The organism is Mycobacterium sp. PS03-16 (assembly GCF_004570325.1).
In the GTDB taxonomy this organism is placed as follows: domain Bacteria; phylum Actinomycetota; class Actinomycetes; order Mycobacteriales; family Mycobacteriaceae; genus Mycobacterium.
Map to the genome: position 1 here is coordinate 173,317 of NZ_SPQO01000008.1, position 26,130 is coordinate 199,446.

The following is a 26,130-nucleotide window of genomic DNA, read 5'->3' on the forward strand; positions in this document are numbered from 1 at the left end:
ACACCCGGCTACTCGACCCAGAAGTTGTCATTCTCGACGAACCACTCGCGCCGCTCCTCGTCGGTCATCTCGCCGACCTGCGCGAGCCCCTCGAAGTAGTGCTCGCGCGGCGCGCCGGGGGCGAACAGCATCAGCAGCGATGCGGGTTCGTCGGCCTCGTTGCGGAAGCCGTGGATGCCGCCGGGCGGGACGTAGAGGAAGTCGTTGCGCCGCCCGTCGACCCAGTCGGTGCCGTCGTAGAGCCGGATCGTCCCCGATAGCACGAAGAAGGCCTCCGACATCGCGCGGTGGAAGTGGGGGCCGGGCCCGCCGCCGCGCGGGGCGATCTGCACGCGGTAGAAGCCGTAGTCGCCGCCGGTGGCCTCCTGGCCGGCCAGGTAGTGATACTGCACCAGGCCGGAGGCGTCGTAGTCCGGCGGCTCCTCGCCGCGTTTGAGCCAGGCGCTGACCTCGGGTTCGTCCTTGGTGAAGCGCGGCGGCGGGTACGGCGGCACGACCAGTGACACGCGATCGAGCCTGCCACAGTCAGCCGACCGGGAAGCTCACTCCGGTGAGGTCTTCGGACACCGCCCACAGCCGGCGCGCCAGCGCGGTGTCGCGGGATTGCGCGCTCGAACCCACCAGCTTGGGGTAGCCGCGCGTTTCGCCGAGGCCGCCGGGGCCGTAGTACTGCCCGCCCTGCACGGCCGGGTCGGTGGCGGCGCGCAGCGTGGGCAGCGCACCCATGGCCGGGCTTTGCGCGACGACACCGACCAGGGGGTTGAGGAACGACGGCAGGTGCCGCATCAGCTCGGTGTTGGACAGGCCCGGGTGGGCGGCCACCGCGATGGTGTCGGCGTTCGCCGCCGCGAGCCGGCGCTGCAGCTCGTAGGTGAACAGCAGGTTGGCCAGCTTGGACTGACCGTAGGCGCCGACGCGGTTGTAGCTGCGCTCCCACTGCAGGTCGTCGAAGTGGATGGCGGCGTGGATGCGGTGGCCGACGCTGCTGACGGTGACCACCCGCGATCCGGGCGTGGCCAGCAGGGTGTCGAGCAGCAGCCCGGTGAGCGCGAAGTGGCCGAGGTGATTGGTCCCGAACTGCAGCTCGAAGCCGTCCGCCGTGGTCTGCTTCGGCGGGTACATCACGCCGGCGTTGTTGATCAGCAGGTCGATGCGGGGGTGGGCGGCCTTGAGGGCCTCGGCGGTGGCCCGTACCGAGCGCAGCGAGCCGAGGTCGAGTTCGGTCACGGTGACGGCCGCGTCCGGATGTCCGGAGCGGATCAGGTCCGCGGCGCGCCGGCCCTTCTCGGTGTCGCGTACCGCGACGACGACGTTCGCACCGCGGGAGGCCAGCGCCTTGGCGGTGTCGAGACCCAGCCCGGTGTTCGACCCCGTGACGACCGCGGTGCGGCCGGACTGGTCGGGGATGTCGGTGGTGGTCCACTTGGCCATGACTGCCTCCTAGAATGAAGCGGAGCGTGCGCTCCGGTTGATTACGAACATACGGAACGCTCACTCCGCTTTCAATGATTCCCGGGTGAACAGGTGGACATGGCCGTCGGACGAGACGGGGCGCGACCGTTGCGGGCCGACGCCGCGCGCAACCGCGACCGGGTGCTGCGGGTGGCGTACGAGACGTTCGCCGCCGAGGGCCTGACCGTGCCCGTCGACGAGATCGCCCGGCGTGCCGCCGTCGGTGCCGGCACGATCTACCGCCACTTTCCGACCAAGGAGGCGCTGTACACGGCCGTCGTCGACCACCGGCTGGGCGAGATCACCACACGGGGTCGCGCACTGTTGGAGTCCGAGGGGCCGGGCGGGGCGCTGTTCGCGTTCCTGCACGCGATGGCGCACGAGTGGGCTTCCGATCACGTGCTCGTCGCCGCGCTGGCCGGGTCGGGCATCGACGTTCACACGGTCGCGCCGGACGCCGAGCGGGAGGTCATGGCGCTGCTGGGTGAGCTGCTCGCCGCCGCGCAGCGGGCCGGCACGGCGCGGGCCGATCTCGGGGTGGCCGAACTCAAGGCCGTCCTGGTCGGATGCCAGGCGATCGGCGCCTACGGCGGTCCGGCCGCGGAGCGGGCGACGGCCGTGGTGACGGACGGTTTGCGCCCGCGGCGGCCCTAGCGTCGATACCTTGCACTCGCCCTGGTCGAGTGCTAAGAATGCAATTGGCACTCGCGACCGGTGAGTGCTAGGTCGGGACGGTGAGACAGGGGCCGCAACTTCGCGAGCACAGCCCCCGTCGTCCGTCGCGGGCATCGGGCCCGGCCAACAAGAACGTGCATCCGTCTATCGGAGGAAACACTTCGCAATGGCCAAGACAATTGCGTACGACGAAGAGGCCCGTCGCGGCCTCGAGCGGGGCCTCAACAGCCTCGCCGACGCGGTAAAGGTGACGCTGGGCCCCAAGGGCCGCAACGTCGTCCTGGAGAAGAAGTGGGGTGCTCCCACGATCACCAACGATGGTGTGTCCATCGCCAAGGAGATCGAGCTGGAGGACCCGTACGAGAAGATCGGCGCTGAGCTGGTCAAAGAGGTCGCCAAGAAGACCGACGACGTCGCGGGTGACGGCACCACCACCGCCACCGTGCTCGCCCAGGCGCTGGTGCGCGAGGGCCTGCGCAACGTCGCGGCCGGCGCCAACCCGCTGGGCCTCAAGCGCGGCATCGAGAAGGCCGTCGAGAAGGTCACCGAGACGCTGCTGAAGTCGGCCAAGGAGGTCGAGACCAAGGAGCAGATCGCGGCCACCGCCGGCATCTCCGCCGGTGACCAGTCCATCGGCGACCTGATCGCCGAGGCCATGGACAAGGTCGGCAACGAGGGTGTCATCACCGTCGAGGAGTCCAACACCTTCGGCCTGCAGCTGGAGCTGACCGAGGGTATGCGCTTCGACAAGGGCTACATTTCGGGCTACTTCGTCACCGACGCCGAGCGTCAGGAAGCGGTCCTCGAGGATCCGTACATCCTGCTCGTGTCGTCCAAGGTGTCGACCGTCAAGGATCTGCTCCCGCTGCTGGAGAAGGTCATCCAGGCCGGCAAGCCGCTGCTGATCATCGCCGAGGACGTCGAGGGCGAAGCCCTGTCGACCCTGGTCGTGAACAAGATCCGCGGCACCTTCAAGTCCGTCGCCGTCAAGGCCCCGGGCTTCGGTGACCGCCGCAAGGCGATGCTGCAGGACATGGCGATCCTCACCGGTGGCCAGGTCGTCAGCGAAGAGGTCGGCCTGTCGCTCGAGACCGCCGACATCTCGCTGCTGGGCCAGGCCCGCAAGGTCGTCGTGACCAAGGACGAGACCACCATCGTCGAGGGCGCCGGTGACTCGGACGCCATCGCCGGTCGCGTGGCCCAGATCCGCGCCGAGATCGAGAACAGCGACTCCGACTACGACCGCGAGAAGCTGCAGGAGCGCCTGGCCAAGCTGGCCGGCGGTGTTGCGGTGATCAAGGCCGGTGCTGCCACCGAGGTGGAGCTCAAGGAGCGCAAGCACCGCATCGAGGACGCCGTCCGCAACGCCAAGGCCGCCGTCGAGGAGGGCATCGTCGCCGGTGGTGGCGTGGCCCTGCTGCAGGCCGCTCCGTCGCTCGAGGAGCTCAAGCTCACCGGTGACGAGGCGACCGGCGCCAACATCGTGCGCGTGGCGCTCGAGGCTCCGCTGAAGCAGATCGCCTTCAACGGTGGCCTGGAGCCCGGTGTGGTGGCCGAGAAGGTCCGCAACGCCGACAAGGGCACCGGCCTCAACGCCGCCACCGGCGAGTACGAGGACCTGCTCAAGGCCGGCGTCGCCGACCCGGTGAAGGTGACCCGCTCGGCGCTGCAGAACGCCGCCTCGATCGCGGCGCTCTTCCTCACCACCGAGGCCGTCGTCGCCGACAAGCCGGAGAAGGCCGCCGCTCCCGCCGGCGACCCGACCGGTGGCATGGGTGGCATGGACTTCTGAGTCCTGTTTCGAAGGGGCCCGGGCTGCGTATGCAGCCCGGGCCTTTTCGCAATGTCGGCCTGCGAGCGTCGTCATGGATATATGTGCGTGACGCGGCTGTCAGCCCGACATTGCGATCGGACCCCGGTGCCCGCGCCGTCGGATCACCGACAGGATGTCGGCGACCACGATGTCCCAGCGGTACACGACATCCTCATATGTCAGTCGCATCACCAGGTACCCCAGGCCGCTGGCCACTCTGTCCCTCGTCCGGTCGGACTGGTACTTGGGTAGGTGGTGCTCGCGGCTGTCGGCCTCGATGATGAGCCGATCACCTACCAGGAAGTCGACCCGCCCCACTTCCGGAATGACCACCTGGGTCCGTAGGTGTATTCCCAGCGCCCGCAGCCGTAGCCGGATGATCGTCTCGGTACCGGACTCGCTCTTGGCGTCGCATCGCTCGGCGAGATTGAGGTGTGCCAAGCGCGACGCCGCCACGATCGATCTCACATCGGCCATCTCGATCATCCGCTGATTCAGCATCGAGTCGAGGACGATGACGAGACCCTCGGCATCGAGGCAGTTCGCCGCCGACGCGACCGCGATGTCGATCGGGTCGACGGCGCCGACGATCGGTGGATCCAGCCGGTACGGATGGCAGGACCGAACCCCCGCGCGGGACCGGCGGGCTCGCTCCGAATATCGGATGTGCAGCGCTGAGTCGAGGACCCACACGCGGCAGAAGCGCAGCGCCGAAACACAACCCATGACACCCCCGGCGGCGACCGCGCGGACGACGAGGGGATGAGCGGACCGGCCGGCATACCAGCCGCGTCGGACCTGCTGCCAACCCTTACGGTCCACCCCGGCCGCGCGCAGCTGAGCACTGGACAGCACCCCGCCGTTCGCCGCGAGCAGATGCGCTATTCCGGACACCGATCAATCCCAACCCACGACAGGCGGTGAACGACACCCTCAGGTAGCCGGCCTGTGGATAACCCGAGGCTCAGCCCTTCAGCGAGACACAGTCGTGCACACCGTCGGGGCTGCGGTGCAGCACGGCGCGGCTCGGCGTGAGTCGCATGCCGTCCTCGGTGACCTCGGCGGTGCCGTCCACGATCAACGAGTAGCCCGTCGGCTCCCGCGGCGGCCACACCACGGTGACGGCGGCGTGCGCGGCGGCATTACGGCGGCTGGTGTCGCCGAGTGGCCCGATGGTGAACGCGCCGTGTGCGAAGGCCGGGAGGACCGCCACGGTGTGTGCCCGGAAGTCGTCGCCAACGGTGATGAGGTAGCCGAGGGCGTACTCGGCCAGGGTGTCGGCAAGCTTGTCCAGATCGACCTTGACGCTCATGCGTTGAGGGTAACGGCGTAGTTTCGGAAGGCATGCCGCTGCCCACGCCGTCACCGACCACCACCGCCGTCGTCACCGGGGCGTCCTCCGGGATCGGCGCCGACATCGCGCGCGAATTGGCCGCCCGCGGTCACGGCGTCACGCTGGTCGCCCGTCGCGAGGACAAGCTGCGGGCGCTGGCCGACGAACTCGGCGCGACGGTGCGTGCCGAGACCCTCGCCTGCGACGTCGCCGACGCCGACGCCCGGGCCCGCCTGTTCGACGCGGTCGCCGACCGCGGCCTGACCATGGACATCCTGGTCAACAACGCCGGCATCGGCACACTGGGCGCGATCACGAAAACCACTGTGGCCGAGGAGATCGCGCAGGTGCGTGTCAACGTGGAGGCCGTCATCGACCTCACCACGCGGGCCGCCCAGCAGATGGTGGCCCGGGGCCGCGGCGCCATTCTCAATGTCGGCTCGACCGCGGGCTTCCACCCGTTCCCCGGCCAGTCCGGCTATGCGGCCACCAAGTCGTTCGTGCACACCTACACCGAGGGGGTGCGCGCCGAACTGGCCGGCACCGGCGTCACGGTCGCCACCCTGTGCCCCGGCCCGGTCCGCACCGAGTTCCTGCAGTCGGCGGGCATGGACGAACGGAAGTTCGCCGCGGCGTTCCCGAAGTTCCTGTGGATGGACTCGCGGGAGGTGGCCAAGGTGGGGGTCGACGCGCTCGACGGCGACCGTGGCACCGTGATCGCCGGGCTGCCCAGCCGGCTGAGCACCCTTCTGGTGCAGGCGATTCCGCGACGGGTGCTGCTGCCGCTGCTGGTCAGTCAGCACCCCGCGTTGCGCCGCGACCGCCGGTCAGCCTGACGGCCACCGCCGCATCCAGCCCTCGACCGGCAGATCGAGGCCGTTGCACAGCGTGCAGATCGTGCGGTACCAGCCGAGCGCGACCAGCAGCTCCATCCGCTGCTCGTCATCGAGGAAGCCGCCCAGCGCCTCCCACGTCGACGGCGCCCAGGAGCCGGTGGCCTCCAGCTCGTCGACCGCCGCGATCAGCGTGCGCTCGTCGGCGCTCCACCCGGGGTCGGCCCCGGTGACCAGCGCATCGCATTCGTCGTCGCGCACGCCGGCGATCGGACCCCAGAACGCGGCCTGACCGCCCCACTCGTAGGCGCACCGCACCAGCGCGCAGATCCGCAGGATCACGATCGTGCGCACCCGCGGCGGGAGCTTGGCGTCGATGTAGAGCGCCTCACCCATCTTGCGCAGGCGGGCGGCCAGCGTGGGATGGCGTTGCAGGCAGCGCACCAGCAGCAGCGGTTCGTAACTGCGGTCGGGGTGGCCCCAGCTCTGGATGTTGGCGGCATCGGCGTCGCTCCACGGCGGTGCCAGGGGCTGTACCCGCGTCATGCGACCGGCTCCTGGCGGCGTCCGCGCACCAACCTGCCCGGCCGCGCCGCGGTGGGAACGCCGTGCTCGGCGATGATCTCACCCGACACGACGGTGGCGACGTAGCCGTCGGCGGTCTGGTCGAGCCGCCGCCCGCCGGCCGGAAGGTCGTGTGCCACCGTGGGTTTGTGCAGCCGCAGCGCGGCGTGGTCGATCACGTTGAGGTCGGCCTTGTAGCCGACGGCGATCCGGCCGCGGTCGGCCAGGCCGGCCACCCGCGCGGGCACCGACGTCAGCTCCCGCACCGCCTCGGCCACCGAGAGCCGGCCGGCCGCACGGTCGCGCACCCAGTGAGTCAGCAGGTAGGTGGGAAAGCTTGCGTCGCAGATCATCCCGTAGTGCGCACCGCCGTCGCCCAGGCCCAGCACCACATCGTCGCGGCGGATCAGTTCGGCGACCGTGTCCAGCGAGCTGTCCCGGAAGTTTGCCAGCGTCACCAGCAGCATGGCGTGGCCGTCGTCGTCGAGCACGCGGTCGTAGGCCTCCTCGAGCGGACTCACTCCGCGGGCGCGGGCCCGCGCGGCGATACTCGTCGACGGGTCGGGTTCGTAGTCCGGCGGATCGCCGAGCGGGAAGATCCAGTCCCACGCCTGCACCGCGAACATCAGCGGATGCCCGTCCGAGGCGGGCGTGTCGTTCAGGATGCGTTCGCGCACCTCGGGTTTGCGCATCTCGGCGACCCGATCGGCCAGCGGCAGGTGGGCGATTTCGCGGTAGGACGGGTAGAGCACGAACGGGTTGCCGGACAGTTCCAACCCGAGCACCAGCCCGATCGGCCGCGGATAGATCTGCGCGGTGATGTCCCCACCGTCGGTGTTGGCCTTCTCCACCATCCGCAGCGCATCCTCGAAGGAGGCCGGGCCCGCATTGCCGATCGCCAGCGTGAACGTGACCGGCAGTCCGACGTCGGCGGCGACCTCGAAGACGGTCTGCAGCACCGGTTCGTAGTCGCCGGCCACCAGGTCGGGCACGAACTGGATCAGCCCACCACCGCCGTCGCGCACCCCGCGGGCGATCGCGTCGATCTCGTCGTGCCCGGCGTCGTAACTCGGGATGGGCCTGCCGCTTTCGGTCTTGTGGATCGAGAACCGCGACGATGCGAAGCCCAGCGCCCCCGCCTCGATTGCCTCGGCGGCGAGCTTGCGCATGAGCGCGAGGTCCTCGGGTGTGGCCGGGTCCCGGTCCACGCCGCGGCGGCCCATCACGTAGACCCGCAGCGGGGAGTGCGGAAGCAGCGCGGCCACATCGATGTCCCGTTGGCGCGCGGCCACCGCGTCGAGGAATTCGGGGAACGTCTCCCACGTCCACGGTAGCCCGTCGACCATGACGACGCCGGGGATGTCCTCGACGCCGGCCATCACGTCGACCAGCACGTCGTGGTCGTCGGCGCGGCACGGCGCGAAGCCCACTCCGCAGTTGCCCATGACCGCGGTGGTCACCCCGTGCGCCGAGGACGGTGTCATCCGGTCCGACCAGACCGCCTGCCCGTCGTAGTGCGTGTGCAGGTCGATGAACCCCGGGGTGACCAGTAGGCCGGTGGCGTCGATCTCGCGCGCGGACGTGCCCTCCACCGTTCCCACCCCGACGATCACGCCGTCGGATACCGCGACGTCACCGGTGAACGGCTCACCGCCGAGTCCGTCGACGATCGTGCCATGACGAATCACGAGGTCATATGTCATGTCACGAATGTACGGTGACCGTGTGATCGATCACTTCGGAATCAACTGCGCCGACTTCGAGAAGTCAAAAGAGTTCTACGACAAGGTCCTCGGCGTCCTCGACTTCACCCGTCAGATGGACTTCGGGGTGGCCATCGGTTACGGCACCGAAGGGCATCCGGCCTTCTGGATCGCCGACATGACCGCCGGCAACGTGCCCGGGCCCAACCGCGAGATGCACGTCGCGTTCGTCGCCAAGGATCCCGAGAGCGTGCAGGCGTTCTTCCGCACCGCCCTGGCGCTCGGCGCCGAACCGCTGCACGAGCCGCGGTTGTGGCCCGAGTACCACCCGAACTACTACGGCGCCTTCGTCCGTGACCCCGACGGCAACAACGTCGAGGCCGTCTTCCACGGCGGCGGCCCGCAGACCTGACCCGCACTCACCGCGCGCTGCCGGCCCCGACCGCGTCGTCCAGCGGTGGCGGCGCCGCCGGCGTGCCGGGGATCTCGCTGCCGCCGATCGGGCAGCGGGCGGTCTCGGGCACCTTGACCAGCGCCACCAGGCCGAGCGCGCACGCGGCCATCATGAAGAAGGCGGGCACCAGGTTGTTGCCGGTCTCGATGATCAGCCAGTCGTTGACGGCCGGCGCGGTGCCGCCGAACAGCGACGTCGACACGTTGTAGGCGATCGCGAAGCCGGCGAACCGGACCTGCGTGGGGAACATCGCCGGGAACGTCGAGGAGATGGTCGCCAGCTGCGGGACGTAGAGCAGGCCCAGCACCGCGAAGCCGACGATCGCGCCCAGCGGGTTCACCGACATCAGCATGAATGCCGGGATGACGGCGATGATCAGGCCGATCAGCGAGAACCACCACAGCGGTTTGCGGCCCACCCGGTCGGACAGATGCCCCGCCAGCGGCACGAACAGCATCATCGCGAGCTGACCGATGATCGGCACGATCAGCGACATGTCCGTGCTCAGGCCGATCGACGTCTCGAGATAGGTCGGCATGTAGCTGATCAGCGTGTAGTTGACCACGTTGAGCGCGACCACGAGCCCGCCCAGCTGCAGGATCGGCCGCCAGTAGCCGACCAGCAGATCGCGGAACTGGGTGGTGGTGCGCTTCTCGGTCTCCCCGGCCTTCTCGAGCTCCCGGAAGATGGGCGTGTCGTCGAGGCGCGACCGCAGATAGACGCCGATCAGCCCGAGCGGTGCGGCCACCAGGAACGGCAGTCGCCAGCCCCACGAGTTCATCTGCTCGTCGGACAGCAGCAGCGAACAGCTCAGCATCAGCAACGCGCCGAACGAGAACCCGGCCAGCGTGCCGAATTCGAGGAAGCTGCCGAGGAAGCCACGGCGCCGCGCTGGGGCGTACTCGGCCATGAACGTCGCGGCGCCGCCGTACTCACCGCCGGTGGAGAAGCCCTGGACCATGCGTAGGAACACCAGTAGCACCGGCGCCCAGAATCCGATCGACGCGTAGGACGGGACCAGCCCGACGCACAGCGTGGCGCCCGACATCATCACGATCGTGATCGCCAGGACCTGCCTGCGTCCGATGCGGTCGCCCAGCGGACCCCACACCAGCCCGCCCAGCGGCCGCACCAGGAACGACACCGCGAACGTCATCAACGCCAGCAGGGTGGCGTTCTGGGTGTCGCCCGGGAAGATGGCGGCCGAGATGTAGGTGACGCCGTAGGCGTAGATGCCGTAGTCGAACCACTCGGTGGCGTTGCCGATCGCCGAGGCGGCGATGGCTTTCTTCAGCACGCCCGGGGGGACGTCCTCGGTGGCCGCCCGCCCGGCGGTGTCACGGTCGTTCGGTGGTGTGGTCCCCATACCCCTGTCCTGGTGTGATCGACGCCCGCCGCGGTCTGGCCGCGCGCAAGCCCGCATGGCGCCCCACCGTTCCCAACCGCGCCGGAAATGAAACATGCTCCGCGGAACTCGCCGACAGGCCCGCCACACCGCCGGCCGGTAGCGTCGGAGGCATGCCTGAATCCGACGCGGCCGCCGCCCGCGAACTGCTGCGGGACTCGTTCACCCGCCTGATCGAACACGTCGAGGCGCTGACCGACGGCCTGACCGACGAGGTGGCGTTCTACCGCCCGACCGCGACGGCGAACAGCATCGCGTGGCTGCTGTGGCACAGCGCCCGGGTGCAGGACGCGCAGCTGTGCGACATCGCGGGCGTCGAGCAGGTGTGGACCCGCGAGGGGTGGGTGGATCGCTTCGAGTTGGACCTGCCGCGCGACGACACCGGTTACGGCCACAGCCCCGACGACGTCGGCAAGGTGCGGGCGCAGGCGGACCTGCTGGCCGGCTACTACCACGGCGTGCACAAGGTGACGCTGTCCTACCTGGCCTCGATCACCGTCGACGATCTCGGCCAGATCGTCGACGACAACTGGGATCCGCCGGTGACGGCGAGCGCCCGGCTGGTCAGCATCATCGACGACTGCGCCCAGCACCTCGGGCAGGCCGCCTACATTCAGGGCATCTCGCGCTGACGATGACGACGGCGCTGCGCTGGTGGCCCGTGTTCGCGGTGGCCGGACTGTTCCTGCTCGGTTGGGGCGTGGGGCAATCGTCAACCCCGCTCGACGACCGGCTGCTGGCGATCGACGCCCCCGACGTGCTGCTGATCCTCGTCTGGCCGCCGCTGCTGGTGGCCGTGCTGGGCGGGACGGTCGCGGTGGCGCTGTGGCGGCGGCAGTGGAAGCTGGCGGTGGTGGTGGTGGTCTGCCCGCCGGCGGCCATCGTGACCGCCCAGCTGCTCAAGCGGGTGTTCGACCGCCAGCTCGACGGCGCGCTGGCCTACCCGAGCGGCCACACCACCGCGCTGGTGGTGACCGCCGGGATGGTGGTGCTGGTCGCCGGGGCCAGGAGGTGGGCGGTGTTCGGCGCGGTGGCCGCGACCCTGGTCGGGATGGTCGCCGTCGGCTTGACGTTCCACTACTTCACCGACACGGTCGGCGCGCTGCTGTGGGGGTCGGCGGTGGTGGCGCTGGCCGCCCGGTTGGCGGACTGGTCGCCCCACCGCTCGACTTGACAGGTGTCAACCCCGCTGCGATCTGGGTCACACCGGGTGGTTACCATGGCGACATGACTGCGACGCCAGAACTCGATGCGCCCGAGACGGGCACCATCCGAAACCCCGCGACCGGCGCCGTCGCCGGCGAGGTGCGCTGGACCGACCCCGCCGATGTGGCCCGGATCGCCACCGGCCTGCGCACCGCCCAGCGGGAGTGGGAGGCCCGCGGCCCGAAAGGCCGGGCCAAGGTGCTGGCGCGCTACGCCGTGTGGCTGGGCGAGCACCGCGACGAGATCGAAGAGCTGCTGATCAAGGAGACCGGCAAGTCGGCCGTCGACGCCGCACAGGAAGTGCCGCTCATCCTGATGATCACCTCGTACTACATCCGGACCATGGAGAAGGCGCTGGCACCGGACACCCGGCCGGCGTCGCTGCCGTTCCTGTCGATCAAGAAGATCGCCGTGCACTACCGGCCCCGCCCGGTGGTCGGCATCATCGCGCCGTGGAACTACCCGGTGGCCAACGCGCTGATGGATGCGATCAGCGCCCTGGCGGCCGGTTGCGCGGTGCTGCTCAAACCGTCCGAGCGCACGCCGCTGACCGCCGAACTGCTGCTGCGCGGCTGGCAGGATTCGGGTGCGCCGGAGGTGCTCGCGCTGGTGCAGGGCGCCCGCGAGGTGTCCGAGGCCGTCATCGACAACTCCGATTTCATCCAGTTCACCGGGTCCTCGGCGACGGGCGCGAAGGTGATGGAGCGCGCCGCGCGCCGGCTCACCCCGGTCAGCCTCGAGCTGGGCGGTAAGGACCCGATGATCGTGCTCGAGGACGCCGACGTCGAGCTCGCCGCCCATGCGGCGGTGTGGGGCGCGATGTTCAACGCCGGGCAGACGTGCGTGTCGGTGGAGCGGGTCTACGTGCTGGACCCGGTGTACGACCAGTTCGTCGCCGCCGTGGTGCGCGACGTCGAGAACCTGGACATGGGTGCCGGCGACGGTCACCACTTCGGCGCCATGATCGACGAGAGCCAGGTGGCGGTCACCGAACGGCACGTCGCCGACGCCGTCGCCAAGGGCGCCCAGGTGCTCACCGGCGGGAAGCGCCGCTCCGGTCCGGGCTCGTTCTACGAGCCCACCGTGCTGGTCGACGTCGACCATTCGATGCTGTGCATGACCGAGGAGACCTTCGGCCCGACGCTGCCGATCATGCGGGTGTCCTCGGTCGAGGAGGCGGTGCGCCTGGCCAACGACAGCCCGTACGGGCTGTCGGCCGCGGTGTTCTCCAAGGACGTCGAGCGCGCCGAGGCCGTTGCGCTGCAACTCGACTGCGGCGGGGTGAACGTCAACGACGTCATCTCGAACCTGATGTGCACCACCGCACCGATGGGCGGCTGGAAAACCTCCGGCATCGGTGCCCGCTTCGGCGGTGCGGAGGGGCTGCGCAAGTTCTGCCGCATCGAGACCGTGGTCGCGCCGCGCACCGCCGTCGGCGCCGGCGGCAACTACTACAACAACTCGCACAAGGCGCTCAAGCGGATGAACACGATGATGACCAAACTGGCGCTGCTGCGGCCGCGCCGCATTGCCAAGTAGGTCATCGACCGTTCACCCCGGCGTCACTGACGCGTACGTATCCGTGGTTACGTTCGGGCCCGTGAGCCTGGCTGTCGACGGTTACACCGTCCGTGACGATGACGACGACGATCCGGTGCTGCTGCTGCAGCCCGGCGACCAGATCGTCGACACGTGGCGGGAGAACTATCCGTACGACGAGCGCATGAAGCGCGACGAGTACGAGAAGCAGAAGCGGCTGCTGCAGATCGAACTGCTCAAGCTGCAGAAGTGGAGCCAGGCCAACGGGCACCGGCATGTGATCGTGTTCGAGGGGCGCGACGCCGCGGGTAAGGGCGGCACCATCAAGCGGTTCATGGAGCACCTCAACCCCCGCGGCGCCCGCGTCGTCGCGTTGGAGAAGCCGACCGAGCGGGAACGCACGCAGTGGTACTTCCAGCGCTACGTGTCGCACCTGCCCGCCGCGGGCGAGATGGTGCTGTTCGACCGGTCCTGGTACAACCGCGCCGGCGTCGAGCGCGTGATGGGTTTCGCGACGCAGAAGCAGTACGCCGAGTTCATCCGCCAGGTGCCGCTGTTCGAGCAGATGCTGGTCAACGACGGGATCAACCTGATCAAGTTCTGGTTCTCGGTGTCGCAGGCCGAACAGCGGACCCGGTTCACCATCCGGCAGGTCGATCCGGTGCGACAGTGGAAGCTCTCGCCGACCGACCTCGCCTCGCTGGACAAGTGGGGCGAGTACACCCAGGCCAAAGAGGACATGTTCGCGCTGACCGACACCGAGACCGCGCCGTGGATCGTGGTCAAGAGCAACGACAAGAAGCGCGCCCGCCTCAACGCGATGCGCTACGTGCTCGGTAAGTTCGACTACGACAACAAGGACCATGAGGTGGTCGGCCGGGCCGATCCCCTCATCGTGGGACGTGCGCTGACCGACTGACCGCCCGACCGTCCCGGACGAAGGAGGACGGCGTTGCGGTTCGTGCTGACAGCACTGCTGTGGTTGCTCACCACCGTGCTGCTGGCCGTGGCGGTGCCCGCGGTGTGGGCACAGCAGAAGCTGGTGAGCGAGGACGGCTACGCCGGGCTGGCGGCGGACGCGGCGCGCGATCCGGGCCTGCAGCAGTCGATGGCCGACGAGCTGACCGGGCAGATCACCACCCTGGCCGCCGACCGCGGATACGACCTGAACCCGGCGCTGGTCGGCCAGGTCACCGCCGCCTACACCGGCAACGCCGGGTTCCCCGGCCAGTTCGCCGCGGCGAACCGCATCGCCCACCGCTGGATGTTCAGCGACGACATCCAGCCGTCCGGACAGGGCGACCAGTGGCTGATCGACATCGCGCCGATGCTGGCCGACGAGTCGCTGCGCGCCACGTTCGGCAATCTCGATCTCGACGTCCCCGAGACGCTGCTGGTGCCCGTCACCGCGCCCTCACCCGAGTTGCAGCCCGGTCGCCTGCGGACGGTCGCCACGTGGGGGCCGTGGCTGAGCGCCGGTGCGGCCGTCCTGACCGCCGCCTTCGCGCTGCTCACGTTCGCCGGCGCCCGCCAGCGCGGCAAAGGGCTTGCCGCGCTCGGTGTCTCGGCCCTGCTGGTGGGCGCGGCCGGCTGGGCCGGGCTCGAGGTGGCCGACCGCCACATCGACCGGGCGCTCACCCACGCCGAGGGCAACTTCCGCCAGATCGCCGAGGTCATGGTGGGCACGGCCGAGGACAGCCTGCACCACTGGCTCAACCTGACGTTGATCGCCGGCGCCGGCCTGGTGGCGGTGGGGGTGGTGGCGTCGCTGCTGGGCGGGCTGCGGCACCGGCCCGAGTGATCACGGTTCGATGATGTGCGACGGGTCCGGCCGCCGGTGCGGCGGCGCCTGGCTGTAGTCACCCCACGGACCGTCGCGGCGTTGCACCGCGGCCCGCACGCCCTGCGAGGCGGCGAGGTCGATGAAGGCCAGCGCATCAGGGGTGTTGCGCATCAACCCGTCGAGGATGCCGCCGAGGGTCTGCGTCGACGCCAGCCCCATGTTGTCGTAGGCCTGGTTGACGATCAGCTTCTGCGCCTGCAGTTGGGACAGCGGGATGCGCGCCAGCATCGCCGCCACCTCCGCGACGCGCGCCTCGAGCCGGTCGAACGGCACCGACTCGTTGATCAGTTCCACCGCGGCGGCTTCGGCGCCGGTCAGCGGTTCCCCGGTCAGCGCATGCCATTTCGCCTTGGCGAGGCTGAGCCGGTAGAGCCACATCCCGGTCAGGTAAGCGCCCCACATACGGGCGTACGGGGTGCCGATGACGGCGTCGTCGCTGGCGATCACGAGGTCGGCGCACAGCGCGTAGTCGCTGGCCCCGCCGACGCACCAGCCGTGCACCTGGGCGATCACCGGTTTGGAGCACCGCCAGATCGCCATGAACTTCCCCGTCGGCGCGGTGGCGCGGCCGGTGACGAACGCGAAATCCTTCCCGGGATCCCACCCCCCGTCGGTGTTCATCGACTCGCCCCAGTGGTCGAACCCGCCGCCGAAGTCGTAACCGCCGGAGAAGGCGCGCCCGGCGCCGCGCAACACGATCACCTTGACCTGCGGGTCGGTGTCGGCGAGCCCGATCGCGGCCTCGATCTCGTCGGGCATCGGCGGCACGATCGTGTTCAGGTGCTCGGGCCGGTTCAGCGTGATCGTGGCGACCGGGGGATCGGCCCGGTAGAGCAGGGTCTCGAACTCAGGCATGGCAGCAGTTTGGCAGCACGGCTGTCGGGTAACCGCGAAAGCGATGAAGACGTCAGCCCCTCGCCTGACCGGTGTCCGCGCCGTGTCGACGCTGGTCGACCTCGGTGGCGCCTCGATCGCCGCCGGGGTGATCGCGCGCCGGCCGCCGGTGATGCGGGCGCTGGAGACCGTGCAGGCCGACAGCCGCGCGGTGCGACGTATGCAGATGCTGCGGCGGGAGTTCGGCCCGGGTCCGCTGGAGTTGGTGCTGCCGGGCCGGCGCATGGTGGTGGTCCTCGACCCGGGCGACGTCGGCCGGGTACTGGCCGGGGCGCCCGACCCGTTCCACCCGGCGAATCTGGAGAAACGCAAGGCGCTGCAGTGGTTTCAACCGCACGGTGTGCTGATCTCGCGCGGTCCGATCCGTCAGCAGCGCCGTGCCCTGAACGACGCCGCCCTGAACTCCGACGCCGAGATACACGGGCTGGCCGGAGCGTTCGCCGATGTGGTGGCCGCCGAGGCCCGGCAACTGGTCGACGGCGCCACCGCCCGCGGCAGCCTGGACTCCGCGCAGTTCATGACGGCGTGGTGGCGGATCGTGCGCCGGATCGCGCTCGGTGACCGGGCCCGCGACGACGAGGACATCACCGACGCGCTGATGCGGCTGCGCAAGGCCGGCAACTGGTCGTTCCTGTCGCGGCCGCACTACCGGGCCCGGGCGAAGTTCCTCGAGCAGCTCTACGACTACGTCGCCGATCCGCAGATCGGCACGCTGGCCGCCGCGGTGGCCGAACTGCCCGCGCGCGGCGCCGTCGACCCGGTGGGCCAGATGCCGCAGTGGCTCTTCGCGTTCGACGCCGCCGGAATGGCTTCGGTGCGGGCGCTCGCGGCGCTGGCCACCCATCCCGACGCGATGAGCCGGGCCATCGACGACGCGGCCGAACCCGACCGGCTACGGCTGCGGCCCTACCTGCGCGCGTGCGTGCTGGAGTCGGTGCGGTTGTGGCCGACCACGCCGGCGATCCTGCGGGACACGACCGAGGACACGACGTGGCGCGACGGCGCGGTGACGATCCGCAAGGGCGCCGGCCTGATCATCGCCGTGCCGGCGTTCCACCGCGATCCCGAGCTGCTGCCCTTCGCGGACGAATTCGTGCCCGACATCTGGTTGGACGGGCGTGCCCGCGACTACCCGCAGCTGGTGCCGTTCTCGTCGGGTCCGGCCGAGTGCCCGGGTCGCAACCTCGTCCTGTTCGTGACCAGCACGCTGCTGGCGAATGTGTTGAGTCACCTGGACCTTCGGCTGACCTCCACGCCGGCGCTGTCACCGTCCGAGCCGCTTCCGGTGACGCTCAACCAGTACGGGCTGGAGTTCGCGGTGCGCCCGGTGACCGAAATGGCCGATCACTGACCGGCGGCGCCGGTCACTCCCGGTTGCGGAACGTGTCGAGCAGGCGGCGGCGCAAGTCGGGGTCCAGGCGCCCCCCGTCGATGTCGTCGTCGATGCTGCCCAGCGTCTGCACAGTGGCGCGCATCTGCTGCAGGTAGTTCGTGCAGCCGTCGCACCCGGTCAGGTGGGTGTCGACGCGTGATCGCGTCTCGGTGTCGAGCGATCCGTCGAGGTAGGCGGTGACCAGCTCGACGAATTCGTTGCAGTTCATCGGATCGGTGTTCACGTCGCATCCTTGAGATAGTCCTCGAGCACCTGGCGCACCGCGGCCCGGCCGCGGTGCAGGAGTACCCGTTGATTGGCCACGCTGAGGCCGAGGAGGTCGCGCACCTCGGCGGAGTCGAAGCCGAGCATGTCGCGCAAGGTCACCACCGTGCGCTGACGCTCGGGGAGGGTGTCGAGCGCTCGCTGCGCGACCGCGGTGAGCTCGTGGCCGAGCGCGGAGCCCTCCGGGGTGTCGGGAAACGGGGCGGGCGTCTCTTCGTCGCGCCAGTGCCCGGCCCATTCCTCGCCGTCGGCGCGGAACCGGGCCGGGTCGACGGTGCCGCCGGTGTAGGCCCGCACCGCCGCGTCGCCGTCGCGGCGTTCCCGGACACCGCGGGCCTTGGCGATGTTGATGAGAACGGTGAAAAGCCAAGTGCGCAGCGCAGACCGGCCCTCGAACGTGTCGATGCCCTTCAGCAGCGCCAGCCAGGTGTCCTGAACCACTTCTTCGGCGAGCTCGTGGGTGCGGACGTACCCGCGGGCGACCCGCAGCATCGACGGTGTGTGGGTGTCGACCAGATCGGCGAACACGACCTCATCGCGGCGCCGTAGTGCCGCGATGAGGTCGCTCTCGTCGATTCCCTGACGGGTCATGTGGAGCGGATCGTATCCACTCACCGGGGGTGCTAGCGCTGCTTCAGCGCGTCGAGCAGCGTCCACACCGCGATGCCCAGCAGTGCGACGTCCTTGATCAGGAACTGCCCGGTCGAGGACAGCAGCGGGAAGCCGCCTGCCGAGGCCTCGAAGACGCCCGGGGTGGTGAACAAGAAGCTCAGCGTGGCGACGAACAGGCCGATCGCGATGAGGCTGCCGATCGCGGAGATCCGGGGCCACCACGGCTTGACGGCCAGCAGCGCCGCGGCCGCCACCTCGACGACGCCGAGCAGCGCGGAGAACGTGGAGACCGAGAAGATGCCGTACATCCAGCTCATCAGCGGGCTGTTGGCGACCAGCGGCTGGATGCCGTTGGCTTCGAACTCGGTGAACTTCATCAGCCCGATCCAGGCGATGACGACGACGAGTCCGTAGCGGGGCAGGGCGGTGCCGACCCGCTCCAGCACGGGCAGGGCGCGGGTGGTCACGGTGGCGGGGGCGTGGAAAGTGGTCATGATCGGTTCCTTCTGGGTTGGCGGTGCGGTCATGCTGTAGTGCTCCGCCACCCGCCAACCGTTACACCGCCCCGAGCCTCCGGTGCAGGAACTCGTAGATCAGCGCCGCGCGGAACGCCGCCTGGGCGTTGTCCGCCGCGCCGCCGTGGCCGCCCTCGATGTTCTCGTAGTACTGCACCGGCTGGCCGATCTCCTCCAGCGCCGCGGTCATCTTGCGCGCATGGCCGGGGTGCACCCGGTCGTCGCGCGTCGACGTGGTGATCAGCACCGGGGGATAGCGCCGGTCGGCGGAGATGTTCTGGTACGGCGAGTACTTCGAGATGAAGTCCCAGTCTGCCGGATCGTCGGGGTTGCCGTACTCGGCCATCCAGGACGCACCGGCCAGCAGCAGGTGGAACCGTCGCATGTCCAGCAGCGGCACGCTGCACACCAGCGCGCCGAACCGCTCCGGGTATTGCGTGAGCATGATCCCCATCAGCAGGCCGCCGTTGCTGCCGCCCTGCGCACCGAGCTGCTCGACGGTCGTGATGCCCCGGTCCACGAGGTCGGCGGCGACCGCGGCGAAATCCTCGCCGACGAGGTGGCGGCCCTCCCGCATCGCCTGCGTGTGCCAGCGCGGGCCGTACTCGCCGCCGCCGCGGATGTTGGCCAGCACGTACGTGCCGCCCCGCGACAGCCACAGCCGGCCCAGCACACCGTCGTAGCCGGGCGTGCGGGACACCTCGAAGCCGCCGTACCCGCCCAGCAGCGTCGGGCCCGGCGCCTGGGTGTGGCGGTGACCGACCACGAAATACGGGATCTTGGTGCCGTCGGCGGAGGTGGCGAAGTGCTGGTCGACCTTCAGGTCGGCGGCGTCGAAGAAGGACGGCGCGCGCTTGATCTCGGTCAGCTCACCGCCGGCCGCACCGTGCAGCAGCCGCGACGGCGTGTCAAAACCGCTGGAGTCCAGGAAGATCTCGTCACCCTCGTCGTCCGCGGCGACGATGACGGTGTTCGTGTTGTCCGGCAGGCCCGGCACTGGCTCGGCCCGCCACTCACCCGGCGTGTACACCTCGACGCGGCTGGCCACGTCGGCCAGCGTGACCACCACGAGCCTGTCCCGCGTCCACGCGTAATGATGCAGGCACGTGTGCTCGTCGGGTTCGAACACCACCTGCAGTTGCGCTGTGCCGCGCAGGAACTGCTCGAGGTCCGCGGCCAGCAGCGACCCGGCCCGGTAGTCGCCCCAGTCCGTGCGCAATTCGATCAGCAGCCAGTCGCGGTGCATCGACACCGTCGCGTCGGTGGGCGCCTCGATGCGCACCAGGTCGTCGCCGCGCAGCACGGACACCTCGTCGTTGAAGAAGTCGACCGCGCGGCGCACCACGGTGCGTTCGTAGCCGGGGGTGCGGTCCACTGACGCGGCGACGATGACGTCGTCGGCCTCGCCGCTGTACACCGTCTCGGCCTGCTCCAGCGGCGTGCCGCGCCGCCACCGCTTGACCACCCGCGGGTAGCCGGACTCGGTCAGCGAGCCCTCGCCGAAGTCCGTGCCGAGCAGCACGGTGTCCGCGTTCTCCCAGGTGATCTGCGACTTGGCCTCGGGGAGTTCGAATCCGCCGTCGACGAACTCCCGTGTGGCCATGTCGAATTCGCGCACGATCGCCGCGTCGGCGCCGCCGCGCGACAGGCTGACCAGTGCGCGGGTGTGGTCGGGGTCGAGGACGTCGGCACCCGCCCACACCCAGTTCTCGTCGTCGGTGCGGGCCAGCTCGTCGACGTCGATGACGACGTCCCACTCCGGTTGCTCGGTGCGGTAGCTGTCGAGCGTGGTGCGCCGCCACAGCCCGCGCGGGTTGTCCGCGTCGCGCCAGAAGTTGTAGAGGAATTCCCCGCGCCGGCGCACGTAGGGAATGCGCGCGTCGGTGTCGAGAACCTCGAGCGCCTCGGTGCGCATCTGCTCGAAGCGCTCACCGCCGAGGTCGGCCAGCGTCGGCTCGTTGTGCCGACGGACCCAGTCCAGGGCCTCCTCGCCGGTGACCTCCTCCAGCCAGAGGTGCGGGTCGGTGTCGGTCTGCTCATGGCGGGCATCAGTCACGCTCACCATTCTGCGCACGTTCGCGAGGTGGGTGGCAGTCAGCGTCACCACGACGGCCGCGGTCCCGATCCCCACGCTGCGGCGGCCCTCCCGCGAGATCGACACCAGGGCGGTGAAGGCCCGAGGGGTGGCCGCGAATCACCGCCCTGGTGTCGATGTCGGCGTCAGCTCAGGTGGTGCACTTCCTGCAGCCCGTACACCGGTGTCGGGATGCCCTCATAGCGCGCCTTGAGCTGCAACGCGAGGTACAGCGAGTAGTGCCGCGACTGGTGCAGGTTGCCGCCGTGGAACCAGAGGTTCTCCTGCTGGGTCGGCTTCCACATGTTGCGCTGTTCGCCCTCCCACGGCCCGGGGTCCTTGGTGGTCCCGCTACCCAGACCCCACACCTTGCCGACCTTGTCGGCGACGTCCTGACCGATCAGATCGGCGGCCCAGCCGTTCATCGAGCCGTAGCCGGTCGCGTAAACCACCAGGTCGGCCGGCAGTTCGGTGCCATCGGCCAGCACCACCGCGTCCTCGGTGAGCCGGTCGACCTGGCCGTGCGCCAGCTTGATCTTGCCGTCGGCCACCAGGTCGCACGCCCCGACGTCGATGTAGTAGCCCGACCCGCGGCGCAGGTACTTCATGAACAGCCCCGAGCCGTCGTCACCCCAGTCCAGATCGAATCCGGCTGCCGTCAACCGCTCGTAGAAGTCCTTGTCCCGCTCCCGGATCGCGTCGTAGATCGGGATCTGGAACTCGTGCATGATCCGGTACGGCAGCGAGGCGAACGTCAGGTCGGCCTTCTCGGTGGTCATCCCCGCCGCCAGCGCGCGCTCCGAGTAGAGGTCGCCCAGGCCCAGATCCATCAGCGAATCCGACTTCACGATGTGCGTCGAGGACCGCTGCACCATCGTCACGTCGACGCCGTTCTCGTAGAGCGCCTTGCAGATGTCGTGCGCGGAGTTGTTCGACCCGATCACCACCGCCCGCTTGCCGAGGTACCGGTCGGGGCCGGGGTGGGCGCTGGAGTGGTGCTGTTCGCCCCGGAACACGTCTTGACCCGGCAGCTGCGGCACGTGCGGCTTACCGGACATACCGGTGGCCAGGATCAGCTGCGTCGGCCGCAGGGTGACCCGCTCGCCGTCGCGGTCCACCTCCACCGTCCAGGTCTTGGTGTCCTCGTCATAGGCGGCCGACAGACACGTGGTCTTCGACCAGTACGGCACCTCCATCACCCGGGTGTAGAACTCGAGCCAGTCGCCGATCTTGTCCTTGGGAGCGAACACCGGCCAGTTCGGCGGGAACGGGAGATACGGCAGATGGTCGTACCAGACCGGGTCGTGCAGGCACAGGGTCTTGTAGCGGCTGCGCCACTGATCGCCCGGGCGCTCGTGCTTGTCGACCACGATGGCCGGCACCCCGAGCTGCCGCAGCCGCGCCCCCAGCGCGATCCCCCCCTGTCCGCCGCCGACGATCACCGCGTAGGGCTGGCGGGAGTAGCCCAGCGACGCCTCCTCGTCTTCCCGCTTCTCGGCCCACGACCGGGGATCGGGATCGGACCCGTGCACCGCGCCGAGCACCCGGCTCGGCCCCTTGGCCTCTTCGTATCCCTTGAGCTCCTGCAGCGCGGTCAGCAGGGTCCAGCACTGGTCACCGCGCAGCCGCAGGTGCCCGGTGCCCCGGCCCAGCCCGGTCTCGAACTCGATGAACGCCGACGTGACGTCTCCGTCCTCGGTCGCGGGCTCGCGGACCCGGAATCGCGACGGATCGGTCTCGGCCAGCCGGGCGGTGAGCATGCCGGCGATGGCGTCACGGCCCTCGACGGTCTTGATGTTCCAGGTGAACGAGACAAGGTCGCGCCAGAAGCTGTCCACCGCGAACTTTGCGACCACGCGGTCGATGTCGCGGACGGCCAGCGCGGCTTCGAAGTCGGCGAGCCAGGCCTCGACGCGCTGAGTGGGCGTCGTGACGCTGACGGGTTCCAGAGTGTGTGTCATGTGACCCAGGGCACACCCGGCGGACCCGGGCTCGCAAGAGTTGCACGACGTTGCAGCCGGCGCCTTGCAACCCGATGCAACTCTTTCGGCGTGTGGTCGCGGTCACATACAACTGGCCGCATGAAAGCGGCTGTGTATCACGGACCCCACAAACTCGAGGTGGCCGAGGTTCCCGAACCAGAACCCGGCCCCGGCACCGTCAAGGTCCGGGTCGGCTACAACGGCATCTGCGGCACCGACCTGCACGAGTACTACGCCGGCCCCATCTTCGTCCCCACCGAACCCCACCCCCTGACCGGCGCGCAGCTACCGCTGGTGATGGGCCACGAGTTCTCCGGCGTCATCACCGAGGTCGGCCCCGGCGTGACGGCCTGGCGCGAGGGCGACCGCGTGGCCGTCGAACCGATCTACCGCTGCGGGCACTGTGCGCCCTGCCGGGTCGGCAACTACAACATCTGCGCCCAGATCGGCTTCCACGGCCTGATGTCCGACGGGGGTATGGCCGAGTACACCGTGGTGCCCACCATGATGCTGCACCGGCTGCCCGACAGCGTGTCGCTGGAGCTGGGCGCGCTGGTCGAGCCGATGTCGGTGGCCTACCACGCCGCGACGCTCGGCGAACCGCTGCCCGACGGCACCGCGATGGTCTTCGGTGCCGGCCCGATCGGCATCGGGCTGTGGTTCGCATTGCGCGGCAAGGGCGTCCAGGACGTCTACGTGGTGGAGCCGTCGCCGACCCGGCGCACGGCCATCGAGGCGCTGGGCGCCACCACGCTCGACCCGAACTCCGTCGATGTGCCGGCCTTCATCGCCGACCACACGGCGGGCCGCGGCGCCGACGCGGTCTACGACGCCGCCGGGGTGGGACCCGCGGTCGAGACCGCGCTGGCGTGCGTGGGCGCGCGCAAGGCCATGGTCAGCGTCGCGATCTACGAAAAGCCCTTGACTACACCACTTCTCAACCTGGTCATGAACGAGTCCCGCATCCAGGGCTCGCTGTGCTACACCGCAGCGGACTTCGCCGCGGTGATCGATCTGATGGCCCGCGGTATGTACGACACCACGGGCTGGGTGACGTCGATACCCCTCGACGACGTGGTCGACGACGGCTTCGAGGCACTGCACGCGGGCACCAAGATGAAGGTTCTGGTCGACCCGGCGAAGGAGAACTGATGGCAGCGCAGATCCCGGCCCCGTTGGCGGGCAGGGTCGCCCTGGTGACCGGCGCGGGTCGCGGCATCGGCCGCGGCATCGCGCACGAACTGGCCCGGCAGGGCGCCGACGTGGCCCTCGTCGACATCGCCGCAGATCCCATCGAGGCCGTCGCCGCCGAACTTGCCGAGACCGGGTCGAAGACAACCACATTCGTGGCCGACGTCAGCGACCGCGACGCCGTGTTCGCCGCCGTCGACCACGCCGCGACGGCGCTCGGCGGCTTCGATGTGATGGTCAACAACGCGGGCATCGCGCTCGTCGGGCCGATCTCGGAGGTGACGCCCGACGACCTCGCGCGCCTGTGGTCGATCAACGTCGACGGGGTGCTGTGGGGTATCCAGGCCGCCGTGGCGAAGTTTAGGGAACTGGGCCGTCCCGGCAAGGTGATCAACGCGTCGTCGATCGCCGGCCACGAGGGGTTCGCGATGCTCGGCCCCTACAGCGCCACGAAGTTCGCTGTGCGGGCGCTGACCCAGGCCGCCGCCAAGGAGCACGCTGCCGACGGCATCACCGTCAACGCCTACTGCCCCGGGGTGGTGGGCACCGATATGTGGGTGGAGATCGACCGACGCTTCGCCGAACTGACCGGGGCCGCGGAGGGGGAGACGTTCGAGAAGTTCTCCGCGACCATCGCGCTGGGGCGTCCCGAGACCCCCGAGGACGTGGCCGGATTCGTCGCCTACCTGGCCGGTCCGGGCGCGGACTACATGACCGGCCAGGCCGGTCTGATCGACGGCGGCATGGTCTATCGGTGACCGCGTTGCCGTCGGCCTGTGACGAGGAGCACAATCGCCTGTGATGCCCCGTCCGAATGTTCCCGAGCCCGCCGTCGCGGCCGGCGAGGACCCGCGCCGCTACGCGCGGTTGATGTCGGCGGTGTACGACGCGACGATGGCCGGTGAGCGGGGGCCGGCGCGCCCCCGCAAGGTCATCGAGGACTCCTGGCACCGGCTGATGGCCCGCGGCATCGAACCCGACGCGATGCCCGACCCGGATGTCGACACCGGTGGCCTGGATGCGCTGCGCCAGGCGTCCGGGCTGATGGCGGTCCTCGACGAACTCTCTCGCAGCCTGGAGTCGCTGATCGAGGAGGGCGACAACATCCTGGTGATCGCCGACGCGCAGGGGCGGGTGCTGTGGCGGGCCGGATCGCGCGGTGTGATCGCGTCGGCCGACCGGCTCGGCTTCATCGAGGGCGCGCACTGGGGCGAGAACGCCGTCGGCACCAACGCGATCGGCACCGCGCTGATGTCGCACGGCGCCGTGCAGGTGTTCTCCGCCGAGCACTTCTCGCGCAGCCACCACTCCTGGACCTGCGCGGGTGCGCCGATCAAGGATCCGCGGACCGGCCACGTCCTCGGCGTGGTCGACGTCTCCGGGCCGGCCGCGACCGTGCACCCCACCACCGTCGCGCTGGTCGACGCCGTGGCGCGGCTGGCGGAATCGCGGCTGCGCGAACAGCACGACCGCACGCTGAACTCGCTGCGTACGGTAGCCGCCCCGATCCTGGCCCGCATCGGCAGCCCCGCGCTGGCCGTGGATCCGAACGGCTGGGTGGCCGCGGTGGATTCGCTGCCGCCGCACCACCGGATCCCGCTGCCCGCGGACGTCGCGGCGGGGCGGCTGTGGTTTCCGACGCTGGGCGCGTGCGACGTCGAACCGCTGCCCGGGGGCTGGCTGGTCCGGCTCGCCGACGAGGTGTCCGGGGCCGCCACCCACGCCACCCTCGACCTGCGCACCGGCGACCGTCCGTCGCTGCAGATGGCCGGTGGGTTCGGCGGCTGGCGCCGCGATCTGACGCTGCGGCACGCCGAGATCGTCCTCGCCCTGGCGGTGTCGCCCAGCGGGTGTTCGGCACCGCAGCTGGCCGCCGACCTCTACGGCGACCCGTCGCGGGTGGTCACCGTGCGCGCCGAGATGTCGCGACTGCGTAAGCAATTCGTCGGCCTGTTCGCCGCGCAGCCGTACCGCATCGCCGGCACGGTCGACGTCGAGGTCCGCTATCCGGTCGACATGTCCACGCTGCTGCCCGGTTCGACCGCCCCCTTCGTCTCCGCCCTCCGTTCGAACTCTGCACCCAAATCGTCAGAAGGAGTCACATCATGAGTGTTTACGCACGTCCGGGTTCCGCCGAGGCATTGATGAGCTTCGAGTCCCGTTATGCCAATTTCATCGGTGGTGAGTGGGTGGCGCCGATTGGTGGGCAGTATTTCGAGAATGTGACGCCGGTGACGGGGCAGGTGTTCTGCGAGATCCCCCGCTCCACGGAGGCCGATATCGAGGCGGCGTTGGACGCCGCGCACGCGGCGGCACCGGCGTGGGGGAAGACCTCGGCCGCCGAGCGGGCGTTGATCCTCAACCGGATCGCCGACCGTATCGAGG

At 69.8% G+C, this 26,130-nt stretch carries 27 protein-coding genes; 14 read left to right on the plus strand and 13 right to left on the minus strand.

Annotation, left to right across the window (positions count from 1 at the left end; all coding sequences use genetic code 11):
- Positions 1-8: 8 nt before the first annotated feature.
- Positions 9-506 (minus strand): cupin domain-containing protein, encoded by a 498-nt coding sequence (locus E4P42_RS09765; protein ID WP_135125567.1) that lies wholly within the window; start codon positions 504-506, stop codon positions 9-11.
- Positions 507-525: 19 nt separating this feature from the next.
- The gene (locus E4P42_RS09770; protein ID WP_135125569.1) at positions 526-1,431 is read right to left on the minus strand and encodes an SDR family NAD(P)-dependent oxidoreductase; all 906 of its coding nucleotides are present in this window, start codon (positions 1,429-1,431) and stop codon (positions 526-528) included.
- A gap of 99 nt (positions 1,432-1,530) precedes the next feature.
- Here E4P42_RS09770 and E4P42_RS09775 point away from each other — a divergent pair, with 99 nt between their 5' ends.
- Positions 1,531-2,106, plus strand: coding sequence for a TetR/AcrR family transcriptional regulator (locus tag E4P42_RS09775; protein WP_135125571.1), 576 nt, complete (start codon positions 1,531-1,533; stop codon positions 2,104-2,106).
- 187 nt (positions 2,107-2,293) lie between these two features.
- Positions 2,294-3,919, plus strand: a complete 1,626-nt coding sequence (gene groL / locus E4P42_RS09780) for a chaperonin GroEL (RefSeq protein ID WP_135125573.1) — start codon at positions 2,294-2,296, stop codon at positions 3,917-3,919.
- 99 nt (positions 3,920-4,018) lie between these two features.
- Here the strand turns inward: groL and E4P42_RS09785 are convergent, their stop codons facing one another.
- Together E4P42_RS09785 and E4P42_RS09790 are read right to left on the minus strand one after the other, a co-directional pair.
- On the minus strand, positions 4,019-4,834 hold the full coding sequence (locus tag E4P42_RS09785; RefSeq protein ID WP_135125575.1) for an endonuclease domain-containing protein: 816 nt from the start codon (positions 4,832-4,834) through the stop codon (positions 4,019-4,021).
- A 70-nt stretch (positions 4,835-4,904) separates the two neighbouring features.
- Positions 4,905-5,252: a pyridoxamine 5'-phosphate oxidase family protein gene (locus tag E4P42_RS09790; RefSeq protein WP_135125577.1), complete on the minus strand. Its 348-nt coding sequence runs from the start codon at positions 5,250-5,252 to the stop codon at positions 4,905-4,907.
- Positions 5,253-5,284: 32 nt separating this feature from the next.
- Between E4P42_RS09790 and E4P42_RS09795 the strand changes: the two genes are divergently transcribed.
- Positions 5,285-6,109, plus strand: a complete 825-nt coding sequence (locus E4P42_RS09795; RefSeq protein WP_135125579.1) for an SDR family oxidoreductase — start codon at positions 5,285-5,287, stop codon at positions 6,107-6,109.
- Here the strand turns inward: E4P42_RS09795 and E4P42_RS09800 are convergent.
- On the minus strand, positions 6,101-6,652 hold the full coding sequence (locus E4P42_RS09800) for a carboxymuconolactone decarboxylase family protein (RefSeq protein WP_135125581.1): 552 nt from the start codon (positions 6,650-6,652) through the stop codon (positions 6,101-6,103). The genes E4P42_RS09795 and E4P42_RS09800 overlap by 9 nt on opposite strands.
- On the minus strand, positions 6,649-8,373 hold the full coding sequence (locus E4P42_RS09805; protein WP_135125583.1) for an amidohydrolase family protein: 1,725 nt from the start codon (positions 8,371-8,373) through the stop codon (positions 6,649-6,651). Before E4P42_RS09805 ends, E4P42_RS09800 begins: the two co-directional genes overlap by 4 nt.
- Positions 8,374-8,395: 22 nt before the next feature.
- On the opposite strand from E4P42_RS09805, the gene E4P42_RS09810 reads away from it, so the two are divergent.
- Complete coding sequence (locus E4P42_RS09810) at positions 8,396-8,785, plus strand: VOC family protein (protein WP_135125586.1); 390 nt, start codon at positions 8,396-8,398, stop codon at positions 8,783-8,785.
- 7 nt (positions 8,786-8,792) lie between these two features.
- On the opposite strand, the gene E4P42_RS09815 is transcribed toward E4P42_RS09810, so the two are convergent.
- A complete protein-coding gene (locus tag E4P42_RS09815) occupies positions 8,793-10,193 on the minus strand; it encodes an MFS transporter (protein WP_135125588.1) in 1,401 nt (466 codons plus the stop codon).
- 152 nt (positions 10,194-10,345) lie between these two features.
- Here E4P42_RS09815 and E4P42_RS09820 point away from each other — a divergent pair, with 152 nt between their 5' ends.
- The 5 genes from E4P42_RS09820 (at position 10,346) to E4P42_RS09840 (ending at position 14,778) form a co-directional block, all read left to right on the plus strand.
- On the plus strand, positions 10,346-10,864 hold the full coding sequence (locus E4P42_RS09820; RefSeq protein WP_135125590.1) for a mycothiol transferase: 519 nt from the start codon (positions 10,346-10,348) through the stop codon (positions 10,862-10,864).
- A gap of 2 nt (positions 10,865-10,866) precedes the next feature.
- Entirely contained in the window at positions 10,867-11,406 is a 540-nt protein-coding gene (locus tag E4P42_RS09825; RefSeq protein WP_135125592.1) for a phosphatase PAP2 family protein, read from the plus strand.
- Between the two features lie 53 nt (positions 11,407-11,459).
- On the plus strand, positions 11,460-12,977 hold the full coding sequence (locus E4P42_RS09830) for an aldehyde dehydrogenase family protein (protein WP_135125594.1): 1,518 nt from the start codon (positions 11,460-11,462) through the stop codon (positions 12,975-12,977).
- A gap of 61 nt (positions 12,978-13,038) precedes the next feature.
- Positions 13,039-13,896, plus strand: a complete 858-nt coding sequence (gene ppk2, locus E4P42_RS09835; RefSeq protein ID WP_135125596.1) for a polyphosphate kinase 2 — start codon at positions 13,039-13,041, stop codon at positions 13,894-13,896.
- A gap of 33 nt (positions 13,897-13,929) precedes the next feature.
- A complete protein-coding gene (locus E4P42_RS09840; RefSeq protein WP_135125598.1) occupies positions 13,930-14,778 on the plus strand; it encodes a hypothetical protein in 849 nt (282 codons plus the stop codon).
- Here E4P42_RS09840 and E4P42_RS09845 read toward each other — a convergent pair whose 3' ends face one another.
- Complete coding sequence (locus E4P42_RS09845) at positions 14,779-15,675, minus strand: crotonase/enoyl-CoA hydratase family protein (protein WP_135125600.1); 897 nt, start codon at positions 15,673-15,675, stop codon at positions 14,779-14,781.
- Positions 15,676-15,718: 43 nt separating this feature from the next.
- Between E4P42_RS09845 and E4P42_RS09850 the strand changes: the two genes are divergently transcribed.
- Positions 15,719-17,065, plus strand: a complete 1,347-nt coding sequence (locus tag E4P42_RS09850) for a cytochrome P450 (protein WP_135125602.1) — start codon at positions 15,719-15,721, stop codon at positions 17,063-17,065.
- A gap of 13 nt (positions 17,066-17,078) precedes the next feature.
- Here the strand turns inward: E4P42_RS09850 and E4P42_RS09855 are convergent, their stop codons facing one another.
- The 5 genes from E4P42_RS09855 to E4P42_RS09875 all read right to left on the minus strand — a co-directional run bounded on the left by E4P42_RS09855 (position 17,079) and on the right by E4P42_RS09875 (position 22,533).
- Complete coding sequence (locus E4P42_RS09855; protein WP_245233961.1) at positions 17,079-17,330, minus strand: anti-sigma factor; 252 nt, start codon at positions 17,328-17,330, stop codon at positions 17,079-17,081.
- On the minus strand, positions 17,327-17,962 hold the full coding sequence (locus E4P42_RS09860; RefSeq protein WP_135125604.1) for an RNA polymerase sigma factor: 636 nt from the start codon (positions 17,960-17,962) through the stop codon (positions 17,327-17,329). Before E4P42_RS09860 ends, E4P42_RS09855 begins: the two co-directional genes overlap by 4 nt.
- Before the next feature lie 32 nt (positions 17,963-17,994).
- Positions 17,995-18,480, minus strand: a complete 486-nt coding sequence (locus tag E4P42_RS09865; protein ID WP_371287009.1) for a YkgB family protein — start codon at positions 18,478-18,480, stop codon at positions 17,995-17,997.
- Positions 18,481-18,538: 58 nt separating this feature from the next.
- Positions 18,539-20,563, minus strand: coding sequence for a prolyl oligopeptidase family protein (locus E4P42_RS09870; RefSeq protein WP_135125667.1), 2,025 nt, complete (start codon positions 20,561-20,563; stop codon positions 18,539-18,541).
- 155 nt (positions 20,564-20,718) lie between these two features.
- Positions 20,719-22,533, minus strand: a complete 1,815-nt coding sequence (locus tag E4P42_RS09875) for an NAD(P)/FAD-dependent oxidoreductase (protein WP_135125606.1) — start codon at positions 22,531-22,533, stop codon at positions 20,719-20,721.
- Between the two features lie 120 nt (positions 22,534-22,653).
- Here E4P42_RS09875 and E4P42_RS09880 point away from each other — a divergent pair, with 120 nt between their 5' ends.
- From E4P42_RS09880 to E4P42_RS09895, 4 genes are all read left to right on the plus strand, one after another.
- Positions 22,654-23,706: a 2,3-butanediol dehydrogenase gene (locus tag E4P42_RS09880; protein WP_135125608.1), complete on the plus strand. Its 1,053-nt coding sequence runs from the start codon at positions 22,654-22,656 to the stop codon at positions 23,704-23,706.
- A complete protein-coding gene (locus tag E4P42_RS09885) occupies positions 23,706-24,503 on the plus strand; it encodes an acetoin reductase (RefSeq protein ID WP_135125610.1) in 798 nt (265 codons plus the stop codon). Before E4P42_RS09880 ends, E4P42_RS09885 begins: the two co-directional genes overlap by 1 nt.
- Before the next feature lie 43 nt (positions 24,504-24,546).
- Positions 24,547-25,854, plus strand: coding sequence for a GAF domain-containing protein (locus E4P42_RS09890; RefSeq protein WP_135125612.1), 1,308 nt, complete (start codon positions 24,547-24,549; stop codon positions 25,852-25,854).
- Positions 25,851-26,130 (plus strand): aldehyde dehydrogenase family protein (locus tag E4P42_RS09895; RefSeq protein WP_135125614.1); only part of this gene is annotated, 280 nt, incomplete at its 3' end. The genes E4P42_RS09890 and E4P42_RS09895, both read left to right, overlap by 4 nt.